The organism is Sorangiineae bacterium MSr11367 (assembly GCA_037157805.1).
GTDB classification, from domain to species: domain Bacteria; phylum Myxococcota_A; class Polyangia; order Polyangiales; family Polyangiaceae; genus Pendulispora; species Pendulispora rubella.
Map to the genome: position 1 here is coordinate 11,404,104 of CP089983.1, position 23,857 is coordinate 11,427,960.

The 23,857-nt window shown below is 68.1% G+C and carries 7 protein-coding genes; 6 read left to right on the top strand and 1 reads right to left on the bottom strand.

Annotated elements, in window-relative coordinates; genetic code table 11:
* The first annotated feature begins 18 nt into the window (after positions 1 to 18).
* From LVJ94_44360 to LVJ94_44375, 4 genes are all read left to right on the top strand, one after another.
* Complete coding sequence (locus tag LVJ94_44360; GenBank protein WXB03929.1) at positions 19 to 1,452, top strand: hypothetical protein; 1,434 nt, start codon at positions 19 to 21, stop codon at positions 1,450 to 1,452.
* Positions 1,453 to 1,558: 106 nt separating this feature from the next.
* A complete protein-coding gene (locus LVJ94_44365; protein ID WXB03930.1) occupies positions 1,559 to 3,412 on the top strand; it encodes a chloride channel protein in 1,854 nt (617 codons plus the stop codon).
* 36 nt (positions 3,413 to 3,448) lie between these two features.
* The gene (locus tag LVJ94_44370) at positions 3,449 to 4,921 is read left to right on the top strand and encodes a hybrid sensor histidine kinase/response regulator (GenBank protein WXB03931.1); all 1,473 of its coding nucleotides are present in this window, start codon (positions 3,449 to 3,451) and stop codon (positions 4,919 to 4,921) included.
* Between the two features lie 88 nt (positions 4,922 to 5,009).
* Positions 5,010 to 17,120 carry a tetratricopeptide repeat protein gene (locus LVJ94_44375; GenBank protein WXB03932.1) on the top strand — a complete coding sequence of 4,037 codons (12,111 nt, stop codon included), beginning with the start codon at positions 5,010 to 5,012 and terminating at the stop codon, positions 17,118 to 17,120.
* 326 nt (positions 17,121 to 17,446) lie between these two features.
* On the opposite strand, the gene LVJ94_44380 is transcribed toward LVJ94_44375, so the two are convergent.
* The gene (locus tag LVJ94_44380) at positions 17,447 to 20,284 is read right to left on the bottom strand and encodes a protein kinase (GenBank protein ID WXB03933.1); all 2,838 of its coding nucleotides are present in this window, start codon (positions 20,282 to 20,284) and stop codon (positions 17,447 to 17,449) included.
* A 263-nt stretch (positions 20,285 to 20,547) separates the two neighbouring features.
* On the opposite strand from LVJ94_44380, the gene LVJ94_44385 reads away from it, so the two are divergent.
* A complete protein-coding gene (locus tag LVJ94_44385; GenBank protein WXB03934.1) occupies positions 20,548 to 22,263 on the top strand; it encodes a sigma 54-interacting transcriptional regulator in 1,716 nt (571 codons plus the stop codon).
* A 150-nt stretch (positions 22,264 to 22,413) separates the two neighbouring features.
* On the top strand, positions 22,414 to 23,451 hold the full coding sequence (locus LVJ94_44390) for a sigma 54-interacting transcriptional regulator (protein WXB03935.1): 1,038 nt from the start codon (positions 22,414 to 22,416) through the stop codon (positions 23,449 to 23,451).
* Positions 23,452 to 23,857: the final 406 nt, after the last annotated feature.

Genomic DNA, 23,857 nt, shown 5'->3' on the forward strand with positions numbered 1-23,857 from the left:
ACGAAACAGGAGACGGTCATGAAGTACGGTTTTGGGTTCCTTGCCTTCGTTCTTTCGACGACGGTGCTCTCCGGCACCGCGTTCGCTTCGGTGAAGCGGGAAGGAACCTGGCCTGGCGAGGAAAAGAAAATCTCGCTCGACGTCTCCAACGCCCTCAAGACCGACGCCGTACGCCGCATCGCCGCCGCCGCCGGCTGGAACGTCGTCGTGCATGCCCCGCCGGGCGATCTCGTCGACATCCACGTCAAAGATCTTCCCCCCACCAAGGTGCTCGAGCTCGTCCTCAACGACGGCAATTACATCGCCCAACGAGAAGGGAACGTCGTCGTCATCTCGCGCGAGGCCGGCCAAGGAGCCACGGGCGCGCCGCCCGGCGTTCCCGCCGTTCCTCCCGTTCCCGCCATGCCTCCCATTCCTCCGATCCCACCGCCCTTCGGTGACAACGACGATCCGAACCCGGATCCCGCGAACGGCACCATGGAGGAGGACCAAGAGGAGTCGCATTCCAAGTCGCACCACGGCAAGAAGAAGCACCACGGCAAGTCGAACGACCGCATCATCACCGGAGGCTCGGCCCGTGTCGAAAAGGGCGACGTTGTCGACGACCTCGTGGTCATGGGCGGCTCCGTGGAAGTCTACGGCGAGGTGCGCGGCGATCTGGTCGTGATGGGCGGCTCCGCCACCGTGTACGAAGGCGGACATATCCTCGGGGACGTCAGCGCCATCGGCGGGAAAGTGCGGCTCGAAAGCGGTGCCTGCGTCGATGGAGAAGTGGGCGTGGTCGGCGGCCTGGTGGATCAGCAGCCGGGCGCCCGGGTCGGCAGCGACAGCACGCCGTCGACGGAGAAGCCCGAGCGCAAAGGCGGCTGGACGGGCATGCCGGGCATGTCGTGGACGAGCCACACCGACGAGCACCGTCCTTGGTACAAGAGCCTCGCCGAACACGTGTCGAACGCCGTCGAGCACACCGCGTTGCTCTTCGTGCTCGGCGCCGTGCTCTTGTCGCTCGCCACGCGCCGCATGGATCTTCTGCGCATGGAAATCGCCGCCCGCCCGATGCGCAGCTTCGCCATCGGCATCCTCGCGACCCTCGCCACCGTCGTTGGCTTGGTGGCCCTCTGCGTGACCGTCATCGGCATCCCCATCGCCATCGTCGGCGTGCTCGTCGGTGCGTTCGGCATCTACGCGGGCATCTGCGCGGCCCTGGCCACGCTCGGCAAAGGCCTCGTCGCGCACCGCACCGAGAATCAGCACGTGCACCTTGCGGTCGGTTGCGCCGTCTTCCTGATCCTCTCCGCGCTTCCCCTGGTCGGCTGGATCACGGTCGCGGTCGTCGGGCTCATCGGGTTCGGCGCGCTGGTGGCCACGCGCCTCGCGGGATTCGCCGAGAAGAAGTCCCCGATGAGGTCGACCCCGGTTCCCGGCGAAGGCCCGTACCGCAGCACTCCGTAGTCTCGCCGGTCTCGGGTAAGCTCCCCGTGGCTTGCCCCCGGAGAATCCACCTCCTGCCGCGCCGCCCCCTCGCTGGCGCAAATTCCTTCCTCGCGCGGCGCGGGGGGTGCCTCCGTCGCCGCTCGACCTGCAGCTGCTCGGGCGGATGCTCCTGCACTCGGCGCTGGTCGGCGCCGCCGCCGGTCTGGCCGGCACGCTCTTCTTCGCGACCCTCGAGTTCGTCACCACCCTGACCCTCGAGCACCTGGCCGGCTACAACCCGCTGCGGGCGCACGGTGAACAGCTCATTGGCGAGGTGGCATCGCCCCTCCCCTTCCGACCCTGGCTCCTCTGGGCCATCCCCGCCATCGGCGCGCTCGCCGCCGGCATCATCTCCGCGCGATGCGCACCGGAGACCCTGGGCGGTGGCTCCGACGCCATCATCCACGCCTTCCACCACCAAGGCGGCCACGTTCGGCGCCGCGTCCCCTTCATCAAAGGCCTCGTGTCCGTCTTCACCTTGGGCTCGGGGGGCTCGGGCGGGCGCGAAGGGCCGACCATGCTCATCGGCGGCAGCATCGGCTCGATCATCGGCCGCTACCTGCGGGTCAGCGATCGCGAACGGCGCATCCTTCTCGTGGCAGGAACCGCCGCCGGCATGGCCGCCGTCTTCCGCACCCCGCTGGGCGCCGCATTGCTCGCCGTCGAAGTCCTGCACCGTGACGACTTCGAATCCGACGCCGTCGTGCCGGCGGTCCTCTCCAGCGTCGTCGCCTACTCCGTCTTCATCTCGTTCTTCGGCGAGTCCACCTTGTTCGCCCATGCCGTGCGCTACCCCTTCGTGCCGGTGCACCTGCCGCTCTACGCGCTCATGGCGATCCTCGTCTCACTGGTCGCCGCCGGATTCGCCGGCGCGCTCCACGGCGTGCAGCACTACACGAAGGCACTCCCGCTCCCCGCATGGAGCAAGCCCGCGCTCGGCGGCTTGCTCCTCGGAGCCTCCGCCACGCCCGTGATCATGCTCGTCGCGCCCAGCGTCGGCGCCGAGGGGCAAGGCCTCGGCATCTTGGGCGGTGGCTACGGAGCCGCCCAGGTGGCCATCACCGGCGCATCCTGGTTTCCCGAGGGATGGCGCGGTGTCGAGCTCCTCCTGCTCCTCGGCCTGGTGAAGATCCTCGCCACGTCGCTCACCGTCGGGTCGGGTGGCAGCGCGGGCGACTTCGGCCCGTCGCTCGTCATTGGCGGCATCTTCGGTGGGGCCTTTGGCCGCGCGGCGAGCCTCGTCTTGCACGACCCGCGCATCGATCCGGGCGCCTTCGCCCTCGTCGGCATGGCCACGTTTTACGGAGGTCTCGCCCACGTACCCATCGCCTCACTGGTCATGACGTGCGAGCTCGCGGGAAGCTACGATTTGCTCGTCCCGCTCATGCTCGCCGAGGGCATCGCCTTCGTCGCCCTGCGCAATCGTTCGCTCTACCATGCGCAAGTTCCCACCAAGCGTGAATCGCCAGCGCATCGCGACGATCTCATTTTCGATGTTCTCAAAGAAATCCGCGTGGGCGATGTCGTCATAAAAGACCGGCCGTTCATTTCGTTCCGGCGAGATACGCCTGCCCGAGAAGTCATCCGACAGATCGCAAGCACCGCATGGCAAGACGCCTTCCCGGTTCTCGACGAGCATGGAAAGCTCGCGGGCATCGTGAACGCCGAGGTCATGCGAACGATGGCGGCCGATCCTGACCTCAGCGGTCTGGCGCTCGCCGACGACATGATGGCGGCTCCGGTATCCGTTCACCAAGCCGACGATTTGCATGTCGCTCTCGAACTTCTCTTGTCGAACGATGCGCGAGAACTCATCGTCTTAGACGATGGCGGACGCATCATCGGCTTTCTCGATGAGGCGGAGATCACCAAGACTTATCACGGCCGAACGGCAACGAAGCCTGTAGCTATGGAGAAACCCAAACCCAAGGCACACTAGAGTCTTTCCCCAGAGGACATTGCGAGGTGAACTGAGATGACGTCGGAGTTCGAGGGTGGGGTTACGCCGTCGAGCATTCTTTTAGTCGACGACGATCCGGCCAATTTGCTGGCACTCGAGGCGGTGCTCGAGCCCTTGGGGCAGCGAATCATGAAGGCTCGTTCGGGCGAAGGTGCGCTCCGGCTCCTGCTCGAACACGATTTCGCGGTCATTCTGCTCGACCTGCGCATGCCTGGGATGGACGGCCTCGAAACGGCGGCGGCCATCAAACAGCGCGCAAAGTCGAGGCACACGCCCATCATCTTTTTGACGGCCGAGACGAGCCTGCGTCTCAAGAGCTACGAGTACGGTGCCGTCGACTACGTGGTCAAACCGTACGAACCGGCCATCGTGCGCTCCAAAGTGTCCGTCTTCGTCGAGCTCTACGAGCGGGGCCAACGCATCCTTCAACAAGAAGCGCGCCTTCGGCAGAAGGAAATCGAGGCCCTCCAGCTCCAGAGCCGCGAGAGCCGCCGCGTCGACCAAGAGCAACAGCGACTCTGGCTCGAGACCATCCTCGACCTCATGCCCACCCCGCTGCTCTTCGTGCACGCGGAGACGGGGCGCGTGCACTTCGCCAACCGGGCCTCGCACGAGCTCGCGGGCGGCAAGCTCCCGGCGGCGCCGGAAATCGCCTACGATGGCACCCCGCACGAGCTCACCTGGCAGACCCACGACGGCCTGCGCACCTTCGTGGCCACCGGCGCGGAGATCCCGCAGGGTTACGGCCACGAGGCGATGCGCATCGTGTCCTTGGTCGACGTCACACGTTTGAAACAAGTGGAGGCGGAGCTCCAGAACGCCGTCCGCATCCGCGACGACTTCCTCTCCATTGCCTCGCACGAGCTGCACACCCCCCTCACCCCCCTCAAGCTGCAGATCGAACGGCTCCAGCGGCGCGAGCAGACGCCGGTGCAACTGCAGGAAAAGCTCGCGGTGGTCGGGCGCCAGGTCGACCGACTGAGCAACCTGGTGCGCCAGCTCCTCGACGTGTCACGCATCACCGGCGGGCGGCTGCGGCTCACGCCGGAAGAGGTCGACCTCACCGCCGTCGTGCGCGACACGGCCGATGCCCTCTCGTCGGAGTCGCGCCAGAGTGGGAGCGTCATCGATATCCGCGGCGAGGACAGCGTCGTCGGCCACTGGGACCCGACGCGCATCGAGCAGATCACGAGCAATCTTCTGTCGAATGCCATCAAGTATGGCCAGGGCAAACCCATTTTGGTGCAGGTATCGCACGACAATGGAAACGCCCGACTGACGGTCCACGATCAGGGCATCGGCATCGCGCCTGAACAACAGGCCCGTATTTTCGACAGGTTCGAGCGCGCCGTGTCGGTGCGTCATTACGGCGGATTTGGCCTCGGCCTCTGGATCGTGAGACAAATCGTGGAGGCTTCCGGCGGGCAAGTCACCGTCGAGAGCCAGGTGGGGCGAGGCTCTACGTTTACCGTGGAGCTCCCGCGCTGAGGGAGATACGCTTCTAGATTCAGCGTCCGTTAGCGCAAACCCGCCTCGTTCCACCCGGCGAGACGCCGGCGCTTTACCCGCACCTCTCATGCCTGAATCGCCTCGTCAGCGTGGATCCATCCCTCCCCCCGCGATTGCTGCCCTCGACTCGAAGCTCGAGAGCGAGGGAGAGGTGCTCGAAGCCCTCGTCTTCGGCCTTGCAAAAAATGCGATGCAGCCGGAGCTGTGGGCCAAGTTGCACGAGGCGGCGGAGCGCGACAACCGCATGTCGGAGCTGGCCTTCGCGTACGAGTCGTTCGTTCAGGACCGGCGCGTCAAAGGCCTTCCCGCCGCGGCCAACGCGGAATTCATGTACAATGCAGCCAATTTCTTCAGCGCCTTCGGCGATGAATTGGGTGCAATGTCGTACCTGCAGAAGGCCCTGAGCGCCTACCCTGCGCACCTCGGCGCCTTCGAGCGGCTCGAGTCGAAGTTGATCGCCCGCCGCGATTACCAAGGCCTGGCCACGCTCTACACGGAGACCGCGCAGCACCGCGGGCGCGTCGATCAGGCGCAGCTTCTACGGCGCGCGGTGCAGATGATGGAGCTCACCAAGAGCGCGCCGGAGCGCATCGTCGATCTGCTGCAGCAGGTGCTGCGGCTGGATCCGGCGGATGAAACGTCGCGCATCAAGTTGGTCGAGTATTACGCGGCGCTGGGGCGCTCGCGTGAAGAAGTGCGCCTTCTCGAGCAGGGGCTGAACATCGAGCCGGCACCGACGCCGGACGGTGCACGCCGCATGCGCTCGCGGCTCATCGAGTTGTTCGCCTTCGAGCTTCAAGAGGTGGAGAAGTCGACGCCCCACGTGGAGGCGCTCTTGGTCATCGATCCCGCGAACGACACGGCGCGGAGCGTGGCCGAGCGGCTGCTCGAGATCCGCGGTGTGGCCGCGCGCGCGGCGGCGGCGTTGGCCGATGCACACGAGCAGGCGGGCACGCCGCGCGAGGTGGCGCACTATTTGACCCTCGAGCTGGAGCACACGCGGGGAAGCCGTCGCCTCACCGTGCTGCGGCGTCTCGGGGTGCTGCTGCACGATCGCATGAACAAGCCGGTGGAAGCGTTCGACACCATCGAGCAGGCGCTCACCTTGGATCCGGCCGATGGCTCGCTGCGCGAGCGGTACGTGACCTTGGCCGCGGCACTGGGGCGGCAGCTCGATGCGGCGAAGACGCTGGGCAAGGTCGCGGTCACGGCGAAGGACGCGCCGGTGCGCGCGCGCATCACGACGGACATCGGGCACCTGTTCGCATTGGGTGGCGATCGGCGGCGGGCGCGCGCGGTGTATGCCAGCGTGCTCGCGACGCCCGGCGTTCCCGAGGATGCGGCGCTGCACAGCGCGCGGGCCCTGGCGGAGATTTACGAGGCCGATGGGGATCTGCGCGAGCTCGCGACGGCACTGGAGAAGCGCATCGCGCTGGAGACGGATCCGGAGAAGGCGCGCACGGCCATCGAGAAGCTGGCGGAGCTGGCCATGGGGCCGCTCGAGGATCCGTCGCGGGCCATCGGGGCGTGGCGGCGCCTCCTGGAGATCGAGACCTCGAACAGCCCCGCGCGCGAGCGGGCGCTGGAGGCGCTGGAACGGCTGTACCTCGATGCGGGCGAGGTGACGGATCTCGCGTTCGTGATGGGCGAACGCGCCGTGTATGCGTCGCCGCGCGAGGCGCGTTCGCTGCTGATGCGCGCCGCCGAGGCGCTGACGGCGGTGGCCGCGTCTTCGACGGGGACAGGGCCGCAGACCACGGAGGCGAACGCGCGGGCCATTGCCGCTTGGCGGCGGCTCATCGAGCGATTCGGGCCTTCGCGCGACGTGTACGCGACGTTCATCCCGCTGCTGGAGGAGATCGGCGACTGGGCCGAGCTCGCGCAGGCGCTGGAGGCGGATGCGGCGCTCGTCCCGGAGAGCGATCGCGGGGCCACCTTGGCCAAGGCGGGCGTGGTGCGGCTTTCCCGCTTGCGCGACGTGCCGGGTGCCATCGATGCCTTCCGGCGCGCGCTCAACTCCGACGCGGGAGAAAAGACCGCGCGCGCCGCGCTGGAAAAGCTGCTCGCCGCGGGCGATTACCGCGTGGCCGCGGCGGCAGCGCTGGAGCCTCTGTACCGCGCGGAGGAATCCGTGGCGGGGCTTTTGCGCGTGCTCGAGGTGCGAGCCGCGTTTAGCGCACACGCCGAAGAGCGCCTCAGCGCGCTCGACGAAGCGGCGAACGCCGCCGAGCTCTCCACCACGCACCGGTTGCAGGCCATCGACTATGCGGGGCGTGGGTTGGCGGAGGCCGTGGAGAGCGGCCACCCCATCGAGTCGTGGGTGGAGCGCGTGCTTTCCCTCGCGGGCGACGGCGAGGCCAAACGGCGCGCGACGATCTTCGGCAAGGCGGTGGGTGATCGGCCCATCGACTCGCAATCGATGATGCTCCTGGCGCGTCATGCGGGCGATGCCTTGGCGGAAACCGGCGACGTTCAGGGTGCCCTCGCACTGCTGCGGCGTGCCCTGGAGTACGATCCGTCGGCCACGGAGATCGTGCGGCGGGTCGACGGACTGCTGCGTGATTCGGGCAACCCGCACGAGCGCCTCGTCCTCTACCGCGCCGCACTCGAGCGCGAACGCGATGCTTCGCAGCAGCGGCGCCTTCTGCACGGCATCGGGGCGCTGGCCCGGCACGAGCTCAAAGATCCCCAAGGGGCCATCCAGGCGTACCGGAGCGCGCTGGACATCGAGGCCGAGGACCGCGACGCATACGCGGCGCTGTGCGAGCTTTACGAAGACGTGGAGTCGTGGGGCGACTTGATCGACCTGCTCGAGACGCGCGTGGCGCAGCTCGAGGGAGGCCCCGACTCGATGCGCGTGCGCGCCCAGCTCGCCGAGATAGCCGCCGTCCACGGGCAAGCGGAGCGCGCGAGCCAGCACGCGCGGGCGCTCCTCGAGGATCCCTCCCTGACCGACGACGAGCTCGATGCCGTCGAGCGCGTGGCGGAGACCATCGGCGACATGAACCTGTCGTCGGCGACCTTCGAGCGGCGCGCGGCGCAAGCCGGTGATCCACGCGACGCCTTCGAGGCGCTCGGAAAATTGGGTGCCGCACGGCTCGGCCAAGGCGATCTCGACGCCGCCATCGACGCGTGGAAGCGCGCGGCGCGCCTGGCCGGCGACTCGAACGAGCTCGTGGAGTCGCAGCGCTTCTACGAGCTGATACGCAAGGTGGCCCCGCGCGATCCCGAGGCGACCGAGCGCCTCACCGCGCTTCTCGAGGCGCAGGAGCAGTGGAGCGGGCTGCCCGAGCTCTATGGGGTGATGGTCGAGACGGCGAAGTCGACGGAGGGGCGCTGCTCCGTGCTTCTGCGCTTGGCGCGCGTGCTCGCGGAGAAGCTGAGCGATCCCTCCGGTGCGGCCGACGCCGTGGCGCGGGCCTTCGCGCTCGACCCGCGCAACGTCGAGAGCCTCTCGCTGTTCGAGCGACTTGCCGTGCACTCCGGCGAGATTGCCGGCTTCGTGCGCGCCGTGGACTTCGCGCTGGAGGAAGTGGAGGCGCGGTCGCTGCGCGGCGAATTCATGATGTCCAAGGCGCGCGTGCTGTCGAAGGATCCCGTTCGGCAGGACGAAGCGGCGTCGACGTACCGGGCATTGCTCGAGACGGAGGACCGGGATTTCGGCGCCACGCACCGCGCCGCAGTCAGCGGTTTCACGAAGCTGCTCGAGGCCAGCGATGCCAGTGCGGGGCGCAACGCCGACCGCCGCTGGCTGATGGCCTGGAAAGCGAACCATGCGCAACGCGAAGAAAAGATCGGGCACCTGCTCACGTGGGCACGCGCCGAGGAGACGCTGTTCTCCGACGTCGAGACAGCCCTCAACGTGCACCGCGAAGTGCTCGCGCTCGATCCCGAGAACACCGAGGCTTCGGCCGCGGTAGCGAGGTTGACCTTGGCGACCGGTGACGTGGGTGGTGCCGTTTCGGCCTTGTTTGCGCAGCGCGAACGCAGCGACGGCGCTGCGCGAAGGGCCATCGACATCGAGATTGCGACGATTCTCATCGAGCGCGGCGAGCAGCTCGAGGACGCCGTGCGGTGCGTGGCCGCCCTGCTCGACGAGGCGCCGGACGATGCGGATGCCCTCGGGCTGGCCGGCCGGCTCCTGCGGTTGCCGAAGGTAGGGCAACAAGCGGCCGCATTGCTCGAGAGGGCGAGCCAGCGCGTGGAGGACGGCGACGTGCGTGCGAGCATCGTGAACACGCTGCTGGAAGGCCCGCCGGAGGTCGCCGGCACGGCCACGCGTCGGGAGTGGTTCGAGCGGCTCATTGCCTCGCACGAGGTGCAGGATCGCAAGGATGCGGCGCTCTTGACGACCCTTCGCGCCGCCGAAGAATTTCCGCTCGAGCCCGCGTTCTGGGACCGCGCGGAAGATCTCGCGCGCGAACTGCAGAACCCGGGCAGCCTGGCAGATCTGTACTACCGCGTGCTGGGCGGTGTGCTCTCGCCCGACGGCGCGCTGGAAATCGGGCAGCGGGCGGTGGCCTTCCACGAGGAGTGGTTCGACGATCCGTCGCGGGTCATCGCCCTGCTCGAGCGCGTGCTCACCATCGACCCGATGGCCGCCTGGGCCTTCGATCGCCTCAAGCTGCTCTTCGACTCGCGCGAGCAGTGGGACGATCTGTTCGCGCTCTACGATCGGGCCATCGCCGCTGTAACGGAAAAGGAGCGGCGGGTCGAGCTGCTCGAGGACGCGGCGCAGATCGCCAAGGATTTCGCCAACCACTCCGACCGCGCCATTCTCTATTTGGAGAAGCTGCTCGCGCTCAAGCCGAAGAACGCGCGCATCACCGCGTCGCTGGAGCGGCTCTACGAACGCCACGGCAAGCACCGCGAGCTCATCGCGCTGCTCTCGTCGCAGTTGGATGGCATGGGCGTCATGGATGCGCGCGCCACGCGCATCCGCATCGCCGGGATGATGCTCGACCATTTGAACGACGTGCCGGGCGCACTCGCCGTGGTCGAAGGCCTTCTCGCGTCCGAGTCGACCGATGGCCCGGCGTCGCTTCCCGGCATGGGCGATGCCCACGCGCAGGTGCGGATCAAGCTGGTCGAACTGCTCGAGCGCATCCTGCAGGCGGCCACGCCGGCCCCCGAGGGCAACCACACGCGCCAGCACGCGGCCGCGTTGCTCAAAGAGCACTACTTGGAGACGGGGCGCGACGTGGATCTCGCGCGCGTGCTCGAAGTGGAGCTCGAAGCCGTCGACGACGCCAAGGCGCGCGTGACGGGACACAAGGAGATCGCGGAGTTGTATGGCCGGCTCGGGCAGGATGCCAAGGCGCTCGAGCACTACGTGGCGCTGGTGATGCTCGAACCGCAGGTGGCCACGCACCGCGATCGCCTGACGGCGCTGGCGGAGAAGGTCGACCAGTTCGATCGCGCCGCGGAGGTGCTCGCCAACGCCGCCGACCAACCCTCGCTCGACGAAGCGCTGCGCATCGATCTGCTGATGCGCGCGGCCACGATGCACGAGGATCGCCTCGGCGACGGCGCCCGCGCGATCGAGTTGTACCTGCGCGTGCTCGCCGCCCCCAAGGCCGGCAAGGAGGCGCTTTTGGCGGCGACGCGGCGGCTCGATCCGCTGCTGCTCACTGCCTCGCGCCCGCAGGATCGGCTCACCGTCCTGGAGCGCATGAGCGAGCTCGAGACCGATGCCCGCGCACGGCGCGTGGCACTCGGCACGGCGGCGGAGTTGGCCGCGGAGCTCGGCGAAGACGATCGCGCGATCCGCGCGTACGAGGCGCGGCTCGCGAACGACAAGGCCGACGCCGAGGCCCTCGATGGCCTCATCACGCTGCTCGAACGCGGCAAGCGCTGGCGGCCCCTCCTCGAGGCCCTCACGCAGCGCGCGGCGATCACGCCGTCGAAGGAGCAAAAGCGCAAGGACCGCGTCTCCCTGGCGCGCATCTATCGAAAGGAACTCGACGAGCCAGATGCCGCCATCACCACCTGGCACGCGATCGAGGAGGACTTCGGCCCGTCCGACGAGGGTACGCGCGCCCTGGCCGGCTTGCTCCACGGCGTGGGGCGCTGGCTGGAGCTCGCGACGCTGCTCGAGGAATCGGCGAAACGCGCGCAGGATCCCGAGGCGCGCGCAACGTTTCTGCGCCAGCTCGGCGATGTGCTGCGCGAGAGGCAGGGCGACAAGGCGGGCGCCATCGAGAACTACCGCGCCGCACTGGAAGCCTCGCCGCGCGAGCCGGGTGCGCTCGACGGGTTGTACGAGCTGATCGACGAGCCCGAGGCCGTGCGCGTTCTGTACGTGGCGCACACCACCGCGGGCGAGTGGCAGTCGGCGCTCGATCTCACCGAGCACCGGCTCACGTCGGCGAAGACGAAAGAAGAGCGCGGGCGCATCTTCAAGGAGGCCGCGTGGCTCGCCGAGCAACGCCTCGCCGACCGCGTCGCGGCGTACCGTTACGTCGGGCGTGCCTTCCTACTCGCGCCGCACGACGTGGACCTGGAGACGGACCTTTTCCGCCTGGCGGAGGAGACCAGCGGCTGGAAGGCCTTCGTCGAGACGCACAACCGCGTGCTCGAAACCATCGAGTCCGAGGGCGATGCGACCCTGGTGAGCCGGCTGCATCAGCACCTCGGCGAGGCCCTCGAGCGCCGGCTCGACGATGCCGAGGGCGCGCTGGCCGCGTACGCGCACGCCGTCACCACGACGCCGCACGACACCGACGCGGTGCGCGCGGTGCTGCGCGTGGCCGGGCCGCACATGCGCTGGGACGAGGCCGCAAAGGCGGCAGTTTTGCACGCCATCGCGACCCACTCGCTCGATGCCTCGTTGTGGACGACCTTGGAGGCGGTGGCCACCACGCCCGCCGCATGGGACGCCGCCACCGAGGCGCTGACCGCCCACATCGCCGAACACCCCGGCCTCGTCGCCCACCTGGCACGCGATCTCGAGGCGCGCGTGGCCGCATGGCACCGCGATCGGCGCGGGGATCCCGAGGCGGCGGAGCTCGCACTTTCGCGGGCGCTGACCCACGATCCGCTCAACCCCGAGCTCCTGGCCGCCCTGGCCCAGCTGCAGCGCCGGGCCAAGGGCCGCCCGCTGGTCGAAAGCCTGTTGCGCCTCTCGGAGGCGACCGGCGGCGACTTGGAGCTTCTGCGCGAGGCCTCCGAGATTGCCTCCGAGTCCATCGCGGATCGCGCGCTGGCGAAGTCGATCCTCGAGCGGCTGATGAAGCTCGCCACGGAGCGGTGGTTCGGGCGCGAGCCACCGCTCGACGTCACCTCGGGCGCGATGCTCGATCCGGAGCAATTCGTGCGCTGGACCATCTCGTCGCTCTCGCGCATCTACGAGGAGGAAGGCGACGCGGCGAAGACGGTGGACCTTCTGGTGCTCGCGGCCGATCTGCCCTTCGACAGCGACAACCGGCGCACGATGCGGCACCAAGCGGCGAGCATCGCCGTGGACAAGCTGGGCGATCGCGCGCGGGCCATCGAGCTTTACCGCGCGCTCTTCACCGAGGATCCGGCCGATGTTCGCGCCACGACGGCGCTGGGCGAGCTCTTCGAAAAGCTCGGGCGGCACGAGGAGCTTCTCGAACTGCGCGAGAAACAACTGGCGCTGGCCCCGAATCCGACCCTGCGCCTCGAGGTGGCGCGGCTGCAGGTGCACCTCGGTCTCTCGGGAAATGCCGTGGAGACGCTGGAGGCGAACCTCAAAGACGAACCGCGGCACGACGAGACCGTGCGCGAGCTCGTCGAGGTCTACGGCAAGGCGGAGCGCCACGCGGATCTCACCGCGCTCCTGGCCGACCAAGCGGCCCTGGCCGAGGTGGCCGGCGACGCGGCGGCGGCCTCGCTCTTCTGGGCGCGCGCCGCCGCGGTGGCCGAGGAAAAGCTGGATGACGCGAACGCGGCCATCACGTACCACGCCCGCGTCGTGGCCATCGAGTCGAGCGCCGCGTCGTACGATGCGCTGGCACGCCTTTCGATGCGCCGCCAAGACTTCGCCGAGGCCGCGCAGTACCTGCTCCTCTTGCGCGACATCACGCCGGCGAACGAGCGCGCGGGCGTGACCTTGCGCCTCGCCGATGCCCTGGTCGCGGCGGGACGCGAAGACCAGGCGCGCCAGCGCCTCGAGGAAGCCGTCGCCGAGCAGCCCGAGGAGGAACGGCTGCGCGCGCACCTCGGCGCCATCTACCATCGCACGCGCGAGTATGCGCCGCTGGCCGCGCTGCTTGCAACCGGTGCGACCCATGCCACGTCGAACGACGTGAAGCTCTTGCGCCTGCGCGAGGCTGCGGACCTGTATTGGCACAAGTGCAACATGCCCGCCGAGGCCGTGCCGCTCTTGGAACAGGCCACGGAGCTCGATCCGGAAAACCGCGCGATCCGGCTTCTCTTGGCCGACACCTTGGGGGCGGCGGGGCGCATTCAAGAGGGGCGCGCGCTGCTGCGCCAGGCCATCGAGGCTTTCGGCGGACGGCGCCCGAAAGAGCGGGCGCCGATCCATCATCACCTGGCCCGGCTCGATCTTTTGGCCGGCGATCGCACGCAGGCGATGGCCGAGCTCGAGGCGGCCACGCGCATCGATCCGGCCAATGCGGACATTCTGCGCGCGCTGGCCGAGCTCGCGCGCGATGACGGGCAGCTCGAACGCGCCGAGCGCTCCTACCGCGCGCTGCTCGCGGTCGTGCGCAGGCAGGACGCGCCGGACGAGAGCACGCCCATCGTGCGCACCGAGGTTCTGCTCGAGCTGAGCGAAATCGCCGCGCGGCAAGGGCAGGACGATCGCGCCGAGGAGATCCTCGAGTCGGCACTCGAGGCCGCGACGTCGCACCCCGTGGAGGCCGCGCGCCTCGAGCGGGCGCTGCGCTCACGCAACTCGTGGAAGGCACTGGCCAAGGCGCTGGAGATGAAGCTCGGGCGCGAGACCGACGATCCCGAACGCGGCGCGGCGGTGCTGTTCGAGTTGGCCGACGTCCTGGGCAACAAACTCGGGCGCGAGGACGACGCGTTCGCCGTGGGCCTCCGCGCCATCGAGGCCGCCCCCGCGTCCCCGAGCGTGCACGACGCGATGCTCGACCTGGCCAAGCGAACGCGCTCCGTGCCCCGCTACGCCGACACCTTGGGGCGCCTGGCCAAGACGGCCGAGGAGAAGAATCGCCCGCTCGCGGGATCGCTGTACCTGCGGCTGGGTGCCGTGGTCGAGCACGAGCTCGAGGACGACGCACGCGCACTCGCGATCTTCGAGGACGCCGAGCGGCTGGGGAGCGACTCCGGCGACGTGCTGCGCGCACTGGAGCGACTCTACGGGCGCGTCGGCCGGCGCGAAGGGCAGGAACGCGTGCTCTCGCGGCTCGTCGAGCTGGAGCAGCTGGCCTCGCCGCCCGATCCGGTGAAGCACGCGGACGCGCTCTCGCGGCTCGCGGCGTTGCGCCTGTCGATGCCCGGGGGCGTGGAGCCGGCCACCGAGCTGTTGGCGAGCGCGCTCGAACTGGATCCCCAGAGCGTGCACGCGCTGTCGGTGCTGCAGAAAGCCATCGATTCGCATCGGGATCGCGCGAAGTTGCTCGATCTGTACGAGCAAACGGGACGCCGTCCCGGGCAAGAGCGCCTTTTGCTCGACGCGCTGGCCCGTCGCAGTGCGCGCCCGGAGACGGCGGATCAGGAGCGGCCGGGCAAGCCGGGCCTGGGGTCCGTGCTCCGCGAAGCCATTACGCTGGCGCGAACCTTGGGCGAGAAGGTCCTCTTCGAGGAGCTGCTCGAGCGCTACGTGGCCATCGTGCGCAACGATCCGGCGGAGCGCGCGCACGCAACCTGGGCACTGCTTCTTTTGGCCGAGTGCTCCGAGGCGCGCAACGAGCTGCGCGATGGTCTCAAGCTTCGCCTCGAGGCGGCCGACTTCGCAGAGCCCGACGAAGCGCGCAAGATGCGCGCGTTCGTGGCCCGCGTCGCCGGAGAGAAACTAGGCGACGCGTATTTCGCCTCCAGGGTGTACGAGCAGCTTTTCGAGGAGAGACCGTCGGATCGCGACGTGTGGTCGGCGCTGCTCGCGCTCTACCGCAAGATGGGTGACGGCGAAAAGCTGGCGCGGTTGCTCGGGCAGGTCGTCGACTACATCGACGAGCCGGAGATTCGTATCGCCACGCGCCTCGAGCGCGCTCGGATTCTGCTGGAGCGCAAGGAAGAGGACGAGGTCGTCGCCGAGCTGCGCAACATCCTCGACGAACAGCCGGGGCACGAGGAGGCGGGGGCGCTGCTCCTGTCGATCCTGGAGGCCGGAAATCGCGAGGGAGAGCTCACCGAGCTCTTGAATCAACTGATCGACGCCGCCAAGGACCATGGTGACTCCCCGCGCGTGGCCACCCTGTCCGCGCGGCTCGGTGTGCTCGTCGAGACGAACGATCCCGACGCGGCGATCAGCATCTACTACGCGGCGCTCGATTGGGATCCGAAGAGCGAACCCGTCCTGCGCGCCATCTCACGCCTGCTGGCCGAGCGCGGCGAGCCGGCGGATCGGGCCGAGCTGCTCGAACGGCTGCTGCCGCTCACCTCGGGCCGCGAGGCGGAGAAGCTCGCGCTGGAGTTGCTCGCCCTGCGCGAGGAGCTGTGGGATCCGGACGGCGGTGAGCGCGCCATTGCACTCGGTTTCAAGGCATGCCCCGAGAGCAACGCCTTGCGCGATCGGCTCCTCGGCATCTACCGCGAACGCAACGATCTGCCCAAGCTCGCGGACGTGCAGGTGCTCGATGCGATGGCCCAGACCGATCCGGCGAAGCGCGCCGCGCTTCTGCGGCAGGCCGCGAATCTCTATCGCGTCGAATTGAGCGATCCCGTGCGGGCCGCGGAGCTCTTGAAGGACGCGCGGGCGGCGCAACCCGACGATCTGGAGCTCTTCAACGACTTCGTGGCGGCGTTGACCGAAGCCGGCAAGCTCCAGGCCGCGGCGGCGGAAATCACGAGCACGGCGGCGTCGCTCCCCGACCAGGACCCGCGGCGAGCGCCCCTGTTGGCGACGCGTGCGCGGCTTCGTGCGGCCTTGGGCGATCAAGGCGGGGCGCTCTACGACTTGGAGCGGGCCTTCTCGCTGGATCCGCAGCACTACGTGGAGCCGCTCACCGAACAGCTCACACGGCTGCGGGAAGACGCGGTGCAGGCCGGCGATACGGCGAAGGAGGGCGCCGTTCTGCTGCGCCTGGTGAATCTCCTGGCCAAGTCCGGGCAGGTCGAGGCCGCACGGGTGCACCTCGGCGAGATCTTGACCCGCGATCCGAACCATCGCGAGGCCCTGCGCGCGCTGGCCGGGATCGAGGAGTCGCTCGAGCATTGGGACACGGCGGCGGCGGCGTACGGTCGCCTGGCCATGGTGGACGAGTCGACGGATCTTTCGGAGCTGGCGCTGAAGCTCGCCCACGCGAGCGAGCAGGCGGGTGAGCTCGGGTTTGCGCGCACGGGCCTGGAGCGAGCGTTGCGCAACGATCCGACGAACACGGAGCTGCGCGAGCGGCTGCGCGATCTGTATGCGCGCACGGGTGCGAACCGCGAGCTGGCGGAAATGAGCCTCTCGGAGGCGCGCACGGCCTTCGACGACGACGCGCGCTTCACGCACCTGGTGCGGGGCGCGGCGGTTCTCTTGGAGAACAGCTTGGACGAGCGCACGGCGCTGGCCGCGCTCGAGGAAGCGCGCGCCCTTCGGCCGAACGACATCGAGTGCGCGGCGCTGCTGGCCGATGCCCTGCTCGCCTTGGGGCGCCACGACGAAGCCACCGAGATCGTCCACGTGACGTTGGCGTCGCAAAAGGGCCGCCGCTCCCGCGATCTGGCGCTGTTGCACCAGCGCCTGGCGCGCATTGCCCGCACCGTGGGCGACCGCCCTGCGGAGATGCAGTGGCTCTCCAGCGCATTGGACATGGATGGCCAGAACGGTCTCGTCGCCTCCGAGCTTGCGCGCTCTGCGCTCGAGCTTCGTCAATACGACGTGGCCACGAAGGCGCTGCGCACGATCACGATGCTCCGCGGCCCCGCTCCGATTCCGCGCGCGGTGGCGTACCAGCGCCTCGGCGAGATCGCGCACGTTCAAGGCGACACGAAAAAAGCGCTCCTCCTCTTGAAACGCGCCGTCGACGACGACCCCACCTTGGACGACGCCCGCGCCCTGCTGAACGCGCTCTCTCGTTAAATCAGGTGTAGGCGTCCACTTTTTCGACAACGTGGACAACCTCCGCGCCGAATAAATGGACGTGTGGTGGGGCGCTCGTTCGCCTTCGCCGTCATTTCTCGGCGCCCGCGCATGGCGCCCAATTTGCTGAATGCGGGACAGAGGTACCGATATGAAACCCCGTGAAGTCGAAAAACGAGATGTCGATCGCCCGGTGAAGAAACCGGTAAAGACCGTGTCGTCTCCCGAAAGCGAGAAACAGTATCGCCCCAAGGTGGAACCGCAGTTCGGCGACGAAGGAGGCCCGCCGACGAAAGACTAATGTGGACGTCCTCTGCGTATGCCCATCAAGGCGCGCGGCAGTGCAACGCCGCGCGCCGCGCATGCGCCACCTTCGCGGACACGCTGCGAAGATCCGTGCCCCAGCGCGCCCAAACCACGTCGTAGAACTTGCAGGCCCCTTGGACGTCGCCAGTCTTTTCGAGGGCCATTCCAAGATGAAGATTCGCCTGCGTCTGTGCGAGCGGGAATTGAACGGCTTCACACGAGTTGGCCGCACGCTGAAGGTAAGGAACGGCGTGGCCCACGTCGCCGGCCAAGAGGTACAAGTGACCGAGCGCGCCGTCCATCTCGACGTCGCGCGTGAGCGAATTCGCGATCGGCATGTAATCCGGCAAAACGCGAAGCGCCTCCGCCGCATCTTGCGGTGTCACGACGGCTTGCGCGTACGCCCGTATCCAATTCGTAAACTTCGCCGCCACGAGCTGTGGACGTTGCTTCTCGCGTTCGAGCCACGCCTGACGCTGTCGCGTAAACGCTTCGCGCGGCATGGCACCCGCGAGGTATTTCGCTCGAAGTGGTAGAATTTCCCAATCGTAATAGGACGAAGTAAGCCACGCGTCACGCTTCGCCAGAAATGCCGATGCGAGCTCCCCGACGAGCTCTCGCTGTCCGAGCTCGAGGAGAAAGGCGAACTGAAAATCCGCAAAGTAGCCGTGGTCGTCCTCATAGTCCGCCGTGGCGATCAGCGCGCCCCATGATTGCACCGCTTGCTCTGCAAGCGCGAAGTTCCCGGCGAGCACGTTGAACCGTGCCTCGTTCCATCGTCGATGCCGTTCGCGTTGATCCTCCGGAGCCAGTGGCCACGCCCGTTCCAGCATGTCGTGCACACTGTCCATGGCCCCACCGCGCCCCTGAATCGCTCCCGCGAGCCGGAGGCCGGCTTTGTAACGCGGCGACGGGAGCGCCATCAATGCACGCGCGCGCCGCTCGGCATCCAGACATCGCCCTTCGCGCGCATCGAGTTTCGCGAGCTGGTCGAGACAGGTCGCCCCGTAATTCGAAATACGCAAACATTCATTCAGCGCGTCGCGGGCACTGCCCACATCGTCGAGCAGACCGAAGGCGTATCCTTTGTCGGTCCAGCCCAGTGCCAGCGAAGGGTTGCGGCGGAGAAGATCATCGAGGACCTCGAGCGCCTGTCGCAGCTCACCCCGGTTGATCTGCGTGTTGGCCAGGGCATGGAGCACGAGCCAATCCGAGGGAAATTTCTCGCGCACCGCAACGAGTCGCTGCAGCGAGCCTTCGAGATCCGGTGGCACGGCCATCGCGGGTGCGTACGCGTCGAGGAGCGCGAGATCCCTCTCACTCAGGCTGCTGCGGTGAGCAGAGGCAAGGTGGTGGTGCTCGCGCGCCGCGGTGTCCGTCCACTGTGGGAGCATCGCGAGATACAAGTGTGCCGCCGCAAGGCTCGGATCGAGCTCGATCGTGCGTCTGAAGCTGCGCTCCGCCGAGTGATCCGAGGCATCGCGCCAGTCCTGCAAGCCCGCGTTGAGGTGCACCAGCGCCTCTTGCTGGCTCGAACTCAACTCGACACTCGAGGAGGGCACCACGGGAAGGCGCGCCGCGAGGCGGTGGCTCATTTTGGGCTCGTAGAGGCCCGCCACCATCGCGACCACCAACACGAGGGCCACGATGCCCGGCAAGGCGAGGCCCGCCAGCATCGCGCGCACGATGCGACGCCGGCGGCGGCGCACGCTGGCGATGTTGCCGCCCGTACGGGGCGACGCCACGGGTGACTCCGGCGCCGGCGTTTCGCCCTCGCGCAACGTGCGCGGGCCCTGGTCGTCCGGCGACCGCGGCGCGGAGGTTGGCTTGGGCGAGGGACTCGCCAACGTCTCGCTGACGACGACGATGGGCGAAGGAAGCCTGGCCGCCGGCTGCGTGGCCCGCCCGTGCGAATCCTCGCTGTCGGGCGCCAGATCGGAGGCCAGCTTCTCGCGAATGAGCGCACTCACGGTGGCCGGCGGCTTTCCGAACACGTCGGGGAACGTCGCCAAAAGCGCCTCGCGCATCTGACGCGCCGATGGCCATCGGTCCGCCGGATCGAACGCCAACGCCTTTTGCACCACCTCCACGATGGGCGCCGGCAGATCCGGCGCAATCTTCGCCAGCGAACGCGCCGGCCCCGTTGCCGCGGCAACGAGTTGCACCGCCGTGCCGTCGGGCCCGTGCACCAGCTCGCCCGAGAGCAACGTGAAGATCGTCGCCCCGATCGCCCAGCAATCCGTCGGCGGCCCGATCGCCGCGCTCTGCCCCAGCATTTGCTCGGGCGGCATGAACGCGGGCGTCCCCACCATGCGCCCCGTGGAGCTCAACGGAGCGTCGCCCTCCCCCGGGATCGGCGCCGGGCGGGCCTCGATCCGGCGTGCCACCCCGAAGTCCAACACGCGCACCGCGCCATCGGACATGATGAACAGATTGTCCGGCTTGATATCGCGGTGCACGATGCCCTTCGTGTGCGCCGCGGCCAGCACATCGAGCGCATCTGCCATCACCACGGCCACCTCGGCCACCGGCAGTCGCCGCCCCGGCGCGCGTTCCCAACGCGTCCGCAGGGTCGTGCCCTCGAGCAGCGGCATGATCAGAAATGGGCAGCCATCGTCGTCCACGTCATCGTCCACCACGGGAACGGCGCCGGGGTGCCCCACCTCGTTGGCGACGTAGGCCTCGCGGCTAAAGAGCCGGCGGCTCTCGGAATCGTCCCATAGTCCCTCGTGCAGGAACTTGATCGCCACCCGATGACCATTGCGGTGCGTGGCCGCGTACACCGCGCCCATCCCCCCCACGCCGATCAGCCGGTCGATCCGATATTTCTGCTGAACAATCGCGCCAAGTCGCGCCAACGCGCGCTCTGAAGCCGAAAACGAGAAGAACGGCGGCATTGAATTCTTCCGATAACCGTCGATGATGCCGGCTCGATGGTTTGGCCGTCAAGACAACCCGGCCCCCACGCGAAAGTACAACGGCGCTGATCCAACGCCCGTGCGTACACCTCTAGCGGTGCGCCCCGATGTCGCTGTGACGCAACTGGTTCTGCAGAGCGCAAGGGCCTATTCTGCGTGCGTAAGCGGCGAATCCTGCGATGGTCCAACGGACGAGGTATCTCATGGTCGCGCAAGGGCCCGACACCGGTGCTCGGATGCTCGTCGACCATCATGTTCGCATGGTCGGCCGCGCGCGCGATGCCGACTTGGTGCTCGCCGACCGCTCCGTGTCGCGCCACCATTTCCAAGTCGTCGCCACCGAGCAGGGAACGCGCGTGCACGTATGCCCCACGGCCGCCCCGCTCGTGCACGCGGGACGGGAAACCCTCGAGGCCATGGTGCGGGGCGGCGATTCCATCGTCGTAGGCAACACCGTCCTCATTTTGGTCGAAAGCGACTCCAACGCCGACGACCTCTCACCGCCCGCCTCCTACGGCTCGACGGTGGTGCGCGGCCTTCTCAGCGGCCCCGCCGCCGACGCGCGTGGCTTTGCCGCCCTGTTCGCGCTGAACGAGACGCTGGCCCAGGTGGAAGATCCGAGCTCGCTCGAGGCCGCGCTCACCACCTGGGCCAAGGCGTACGCCGACGGTGAATCCGTCACCATCACCGACGCCCCCGAGGGCGAGGTCCAAGACGAGGGCACCGTCTCCATTCTGGAGACCGTCACCGCCGGGGGAAAAACCCAGATCATCGTGCCGACCCAAGGCCCCTCGGCCCGGTGCGTGACCTTCACGACGACCTTGGCCCCGGAACGGGTCACGGATCTGCTCCGGCGCCTGCTCATCGTGGCCGTGCAACTCTGCGGCTCACGCCTGGCGCAGCTTTCCACGCTGCATACGGTGAAGGCCGAGCTGGAAGTCTTTCGGCGTCAGGCCGTCGGCAGCGCCCACGGCTTCTTGGGCGCCTCGCCGGCGGCCGAGCGGCTCGTTCGCATCATCCCGAAGCTTGCGGTCTCCGACGCCGTGGTGCTGCTCACCGGCGAAACCGGGGTGGGCAAGACCTTCGTCGCGCGGTTGATCCACGAGTCGGGCCCGCGCAAAGACGAGCCGCTGCGCGTGATCAACTGCGCCGCCATCCCCGACAGCCTGATCGAGAGCGAGCTGTTCGGCCACGAGCGCGGGGCCTTCACCGGCGCCGTCGCCTCGCGCGCTGGTGCGCTCGAAGGAGCAGGACGCGGGACGCTGCTTCTCGACGAAATCGGTGAGCTGCCGCTGGCCAGCCAGGCCAAGCTGCTGCGCGTCCTCGAAGACCGCCGTTTCGAGCGCCTCGGATCGAACCGCTCGCTCACCCTGCAGGCGCGGGTCATCGCGGCCACCAACCGCGATCTCGAGGCGATGGTCGCCGCGGGCACCTTCCGCAGCGACCTGTATTTCCGCATTTCCGTGGTGAGCGCCCTCGTGCCGCCGCTGCGTGCCCGCGGCGACGACCTGGTGTTGCTCGCGCAACAGATCCTCGCGGACTTCACGCCGAGCACGGGCCGGCGCATCGACGGCTTCTCGCCCGAGGCCCTGGTGGCCATCCGACGCTACCCGTGGCCGGGAAATGTGCGCGAGCTGCGCAATGCCGTCGAGCACGCGGTGGTGCTGGGCGATGGGCCGTGGATTGCCCCGTCGGATCTGCCCCTCGCGGTGAATGGACTGGCCGAGGAGGGCACCCCCGCCCAGCCAACCAGCGACGATCCCTACGTGCTGCACCTCCCCGGGCGCCTCGAGGACGTCGAACAGCGTGCGATTCAGGCCGCGCTGCTGCACACCAAGGGCAACCGCACCAAGGCCGCGGCGATCCTCGGGATCAATCGACAAACGCTGTACAACCGAATGCGCGACGAGCCGAAGTAACGCTGTCGACGATTTCGACGACAAGGCCGTAACGGCGTCCAAAATTTCGGCGGTGCTGCGCACGGATCCGGCACGAAAGGTGGTCGCAACGCCGTCCAGTCCACGGACAGGACATGGCGAGCAACTTGCTCTTGTTGCCACGACCCAACCATGAAGACCTCCACCGCCGCGGCGCTCGACGAGCGCATGGAATCTACTGGCTTTGGACATTCTCTCACCCGTGTCGAATCGAGCGGATTGGTCGCCGTTGACCCTCCGTTGATTCGCGCGCTTCGTGTCGTCGAACAAGTCGCCGAACGCCGGCAAGGCGTTCTCGTCACCGGCCCGACGGGCTGCGGCAAGGAGCTCCTCGCCACCGAGGTGCATCGCCGTTCCGGGCGCCGGGGGAAATTCGTCGCGGTCAACTGCGCAGCCTTCAACGAGGGGCTGGCCGAGAGTACGCTCTTCGGCCACGTGCGCGGCGCCTTCACGGGCGCCGTGTCCAATACGCCGGGGGCCTTCGTCGAGGCGCACGGCGGCACGCTCTTCCTCGACGAAATCGGGGAGCTGCACCTCTTCGTGCAGGCAAAGCTGCTGCGCGCCCTCGAGGAAGGCTCCGTGCGCCCCATTGGTGCCCCGCGGCCCACCGCGGTGGACGTGCGCATCGTCGCGGCGACGAACCGCGATTTGCGCAAGGAAGTCGCGGCGGGGCGCTTTCGGGCCGACCTCTATTTCCGCCTCGCGACGTTCGTCGTGGAGGTCCCGGCGTTGCGCACGCGCCCGGGCGATCTGGAAGCGTTGATCGCGCGCTTTCACGCGCAGCACGATCGGGCGTCGCGCCTGATCCTGACCGAGGAGGCGCACCAGCTGCTGCTGCGCTACGCATGGCCCGGCAACGTGCGCGAGCTGCGCAACGTGATGGAGCGCGTCCTGTCCCTCGCGCCGCCGGGCAACATCGACGAGGCAACGTTGCTCGAGCTCGCGCCGGAGCTGGGCACGACACCGGTGAACGGCGAGAGCCTCGAAACGTCGACCCTGCGTCAGGCCCTCGCGAAGAGCGAGCGGCGAAAGATCCGCGCCCACTTGGAGAGCGGCAGCACCCAGCGGCAAAAGCTGGCCGACGAATTGGGCATCCACCGCTCGACCCTCTGGCGAAAGATGAAGCGGTTCGCCGCCACCGAAGTGGAACCGCCGTCGTCGCAGTTCTGATTCGATTGGCAATTATCGCTTCTTGACAAATAGGCCCGCGTCCTTCAAGTTCCCATCGTTATGATTCGCCCCATGGTGCTGCTCGAATTTGGCAAACGCGGAGTTGGTCCGTAGGGCGAAGGTTCATTTGACACGTTCATTTGACCGGCAGCTCGAAAGGCCGGCTCCGCCATCACGGCGTTGAGCCGGCCTCGTTGTTTTGTCTTTGAACGTTTTTTCATCGCCGAGCGGCACACGCTCGCGCGCAGAGGGCATCTCCATGCCACGCGACATTCCAATTACCCAACTTCGCAACATCGGAATCATGGCTCAACGTTACTGTTCTAAATCTCGTAAAAGACTCAAACTTTTCGCTAAAGTCGAACCGCGGCAGCGAGACAATCCCGGCGGGGCCGGCGACATGCCC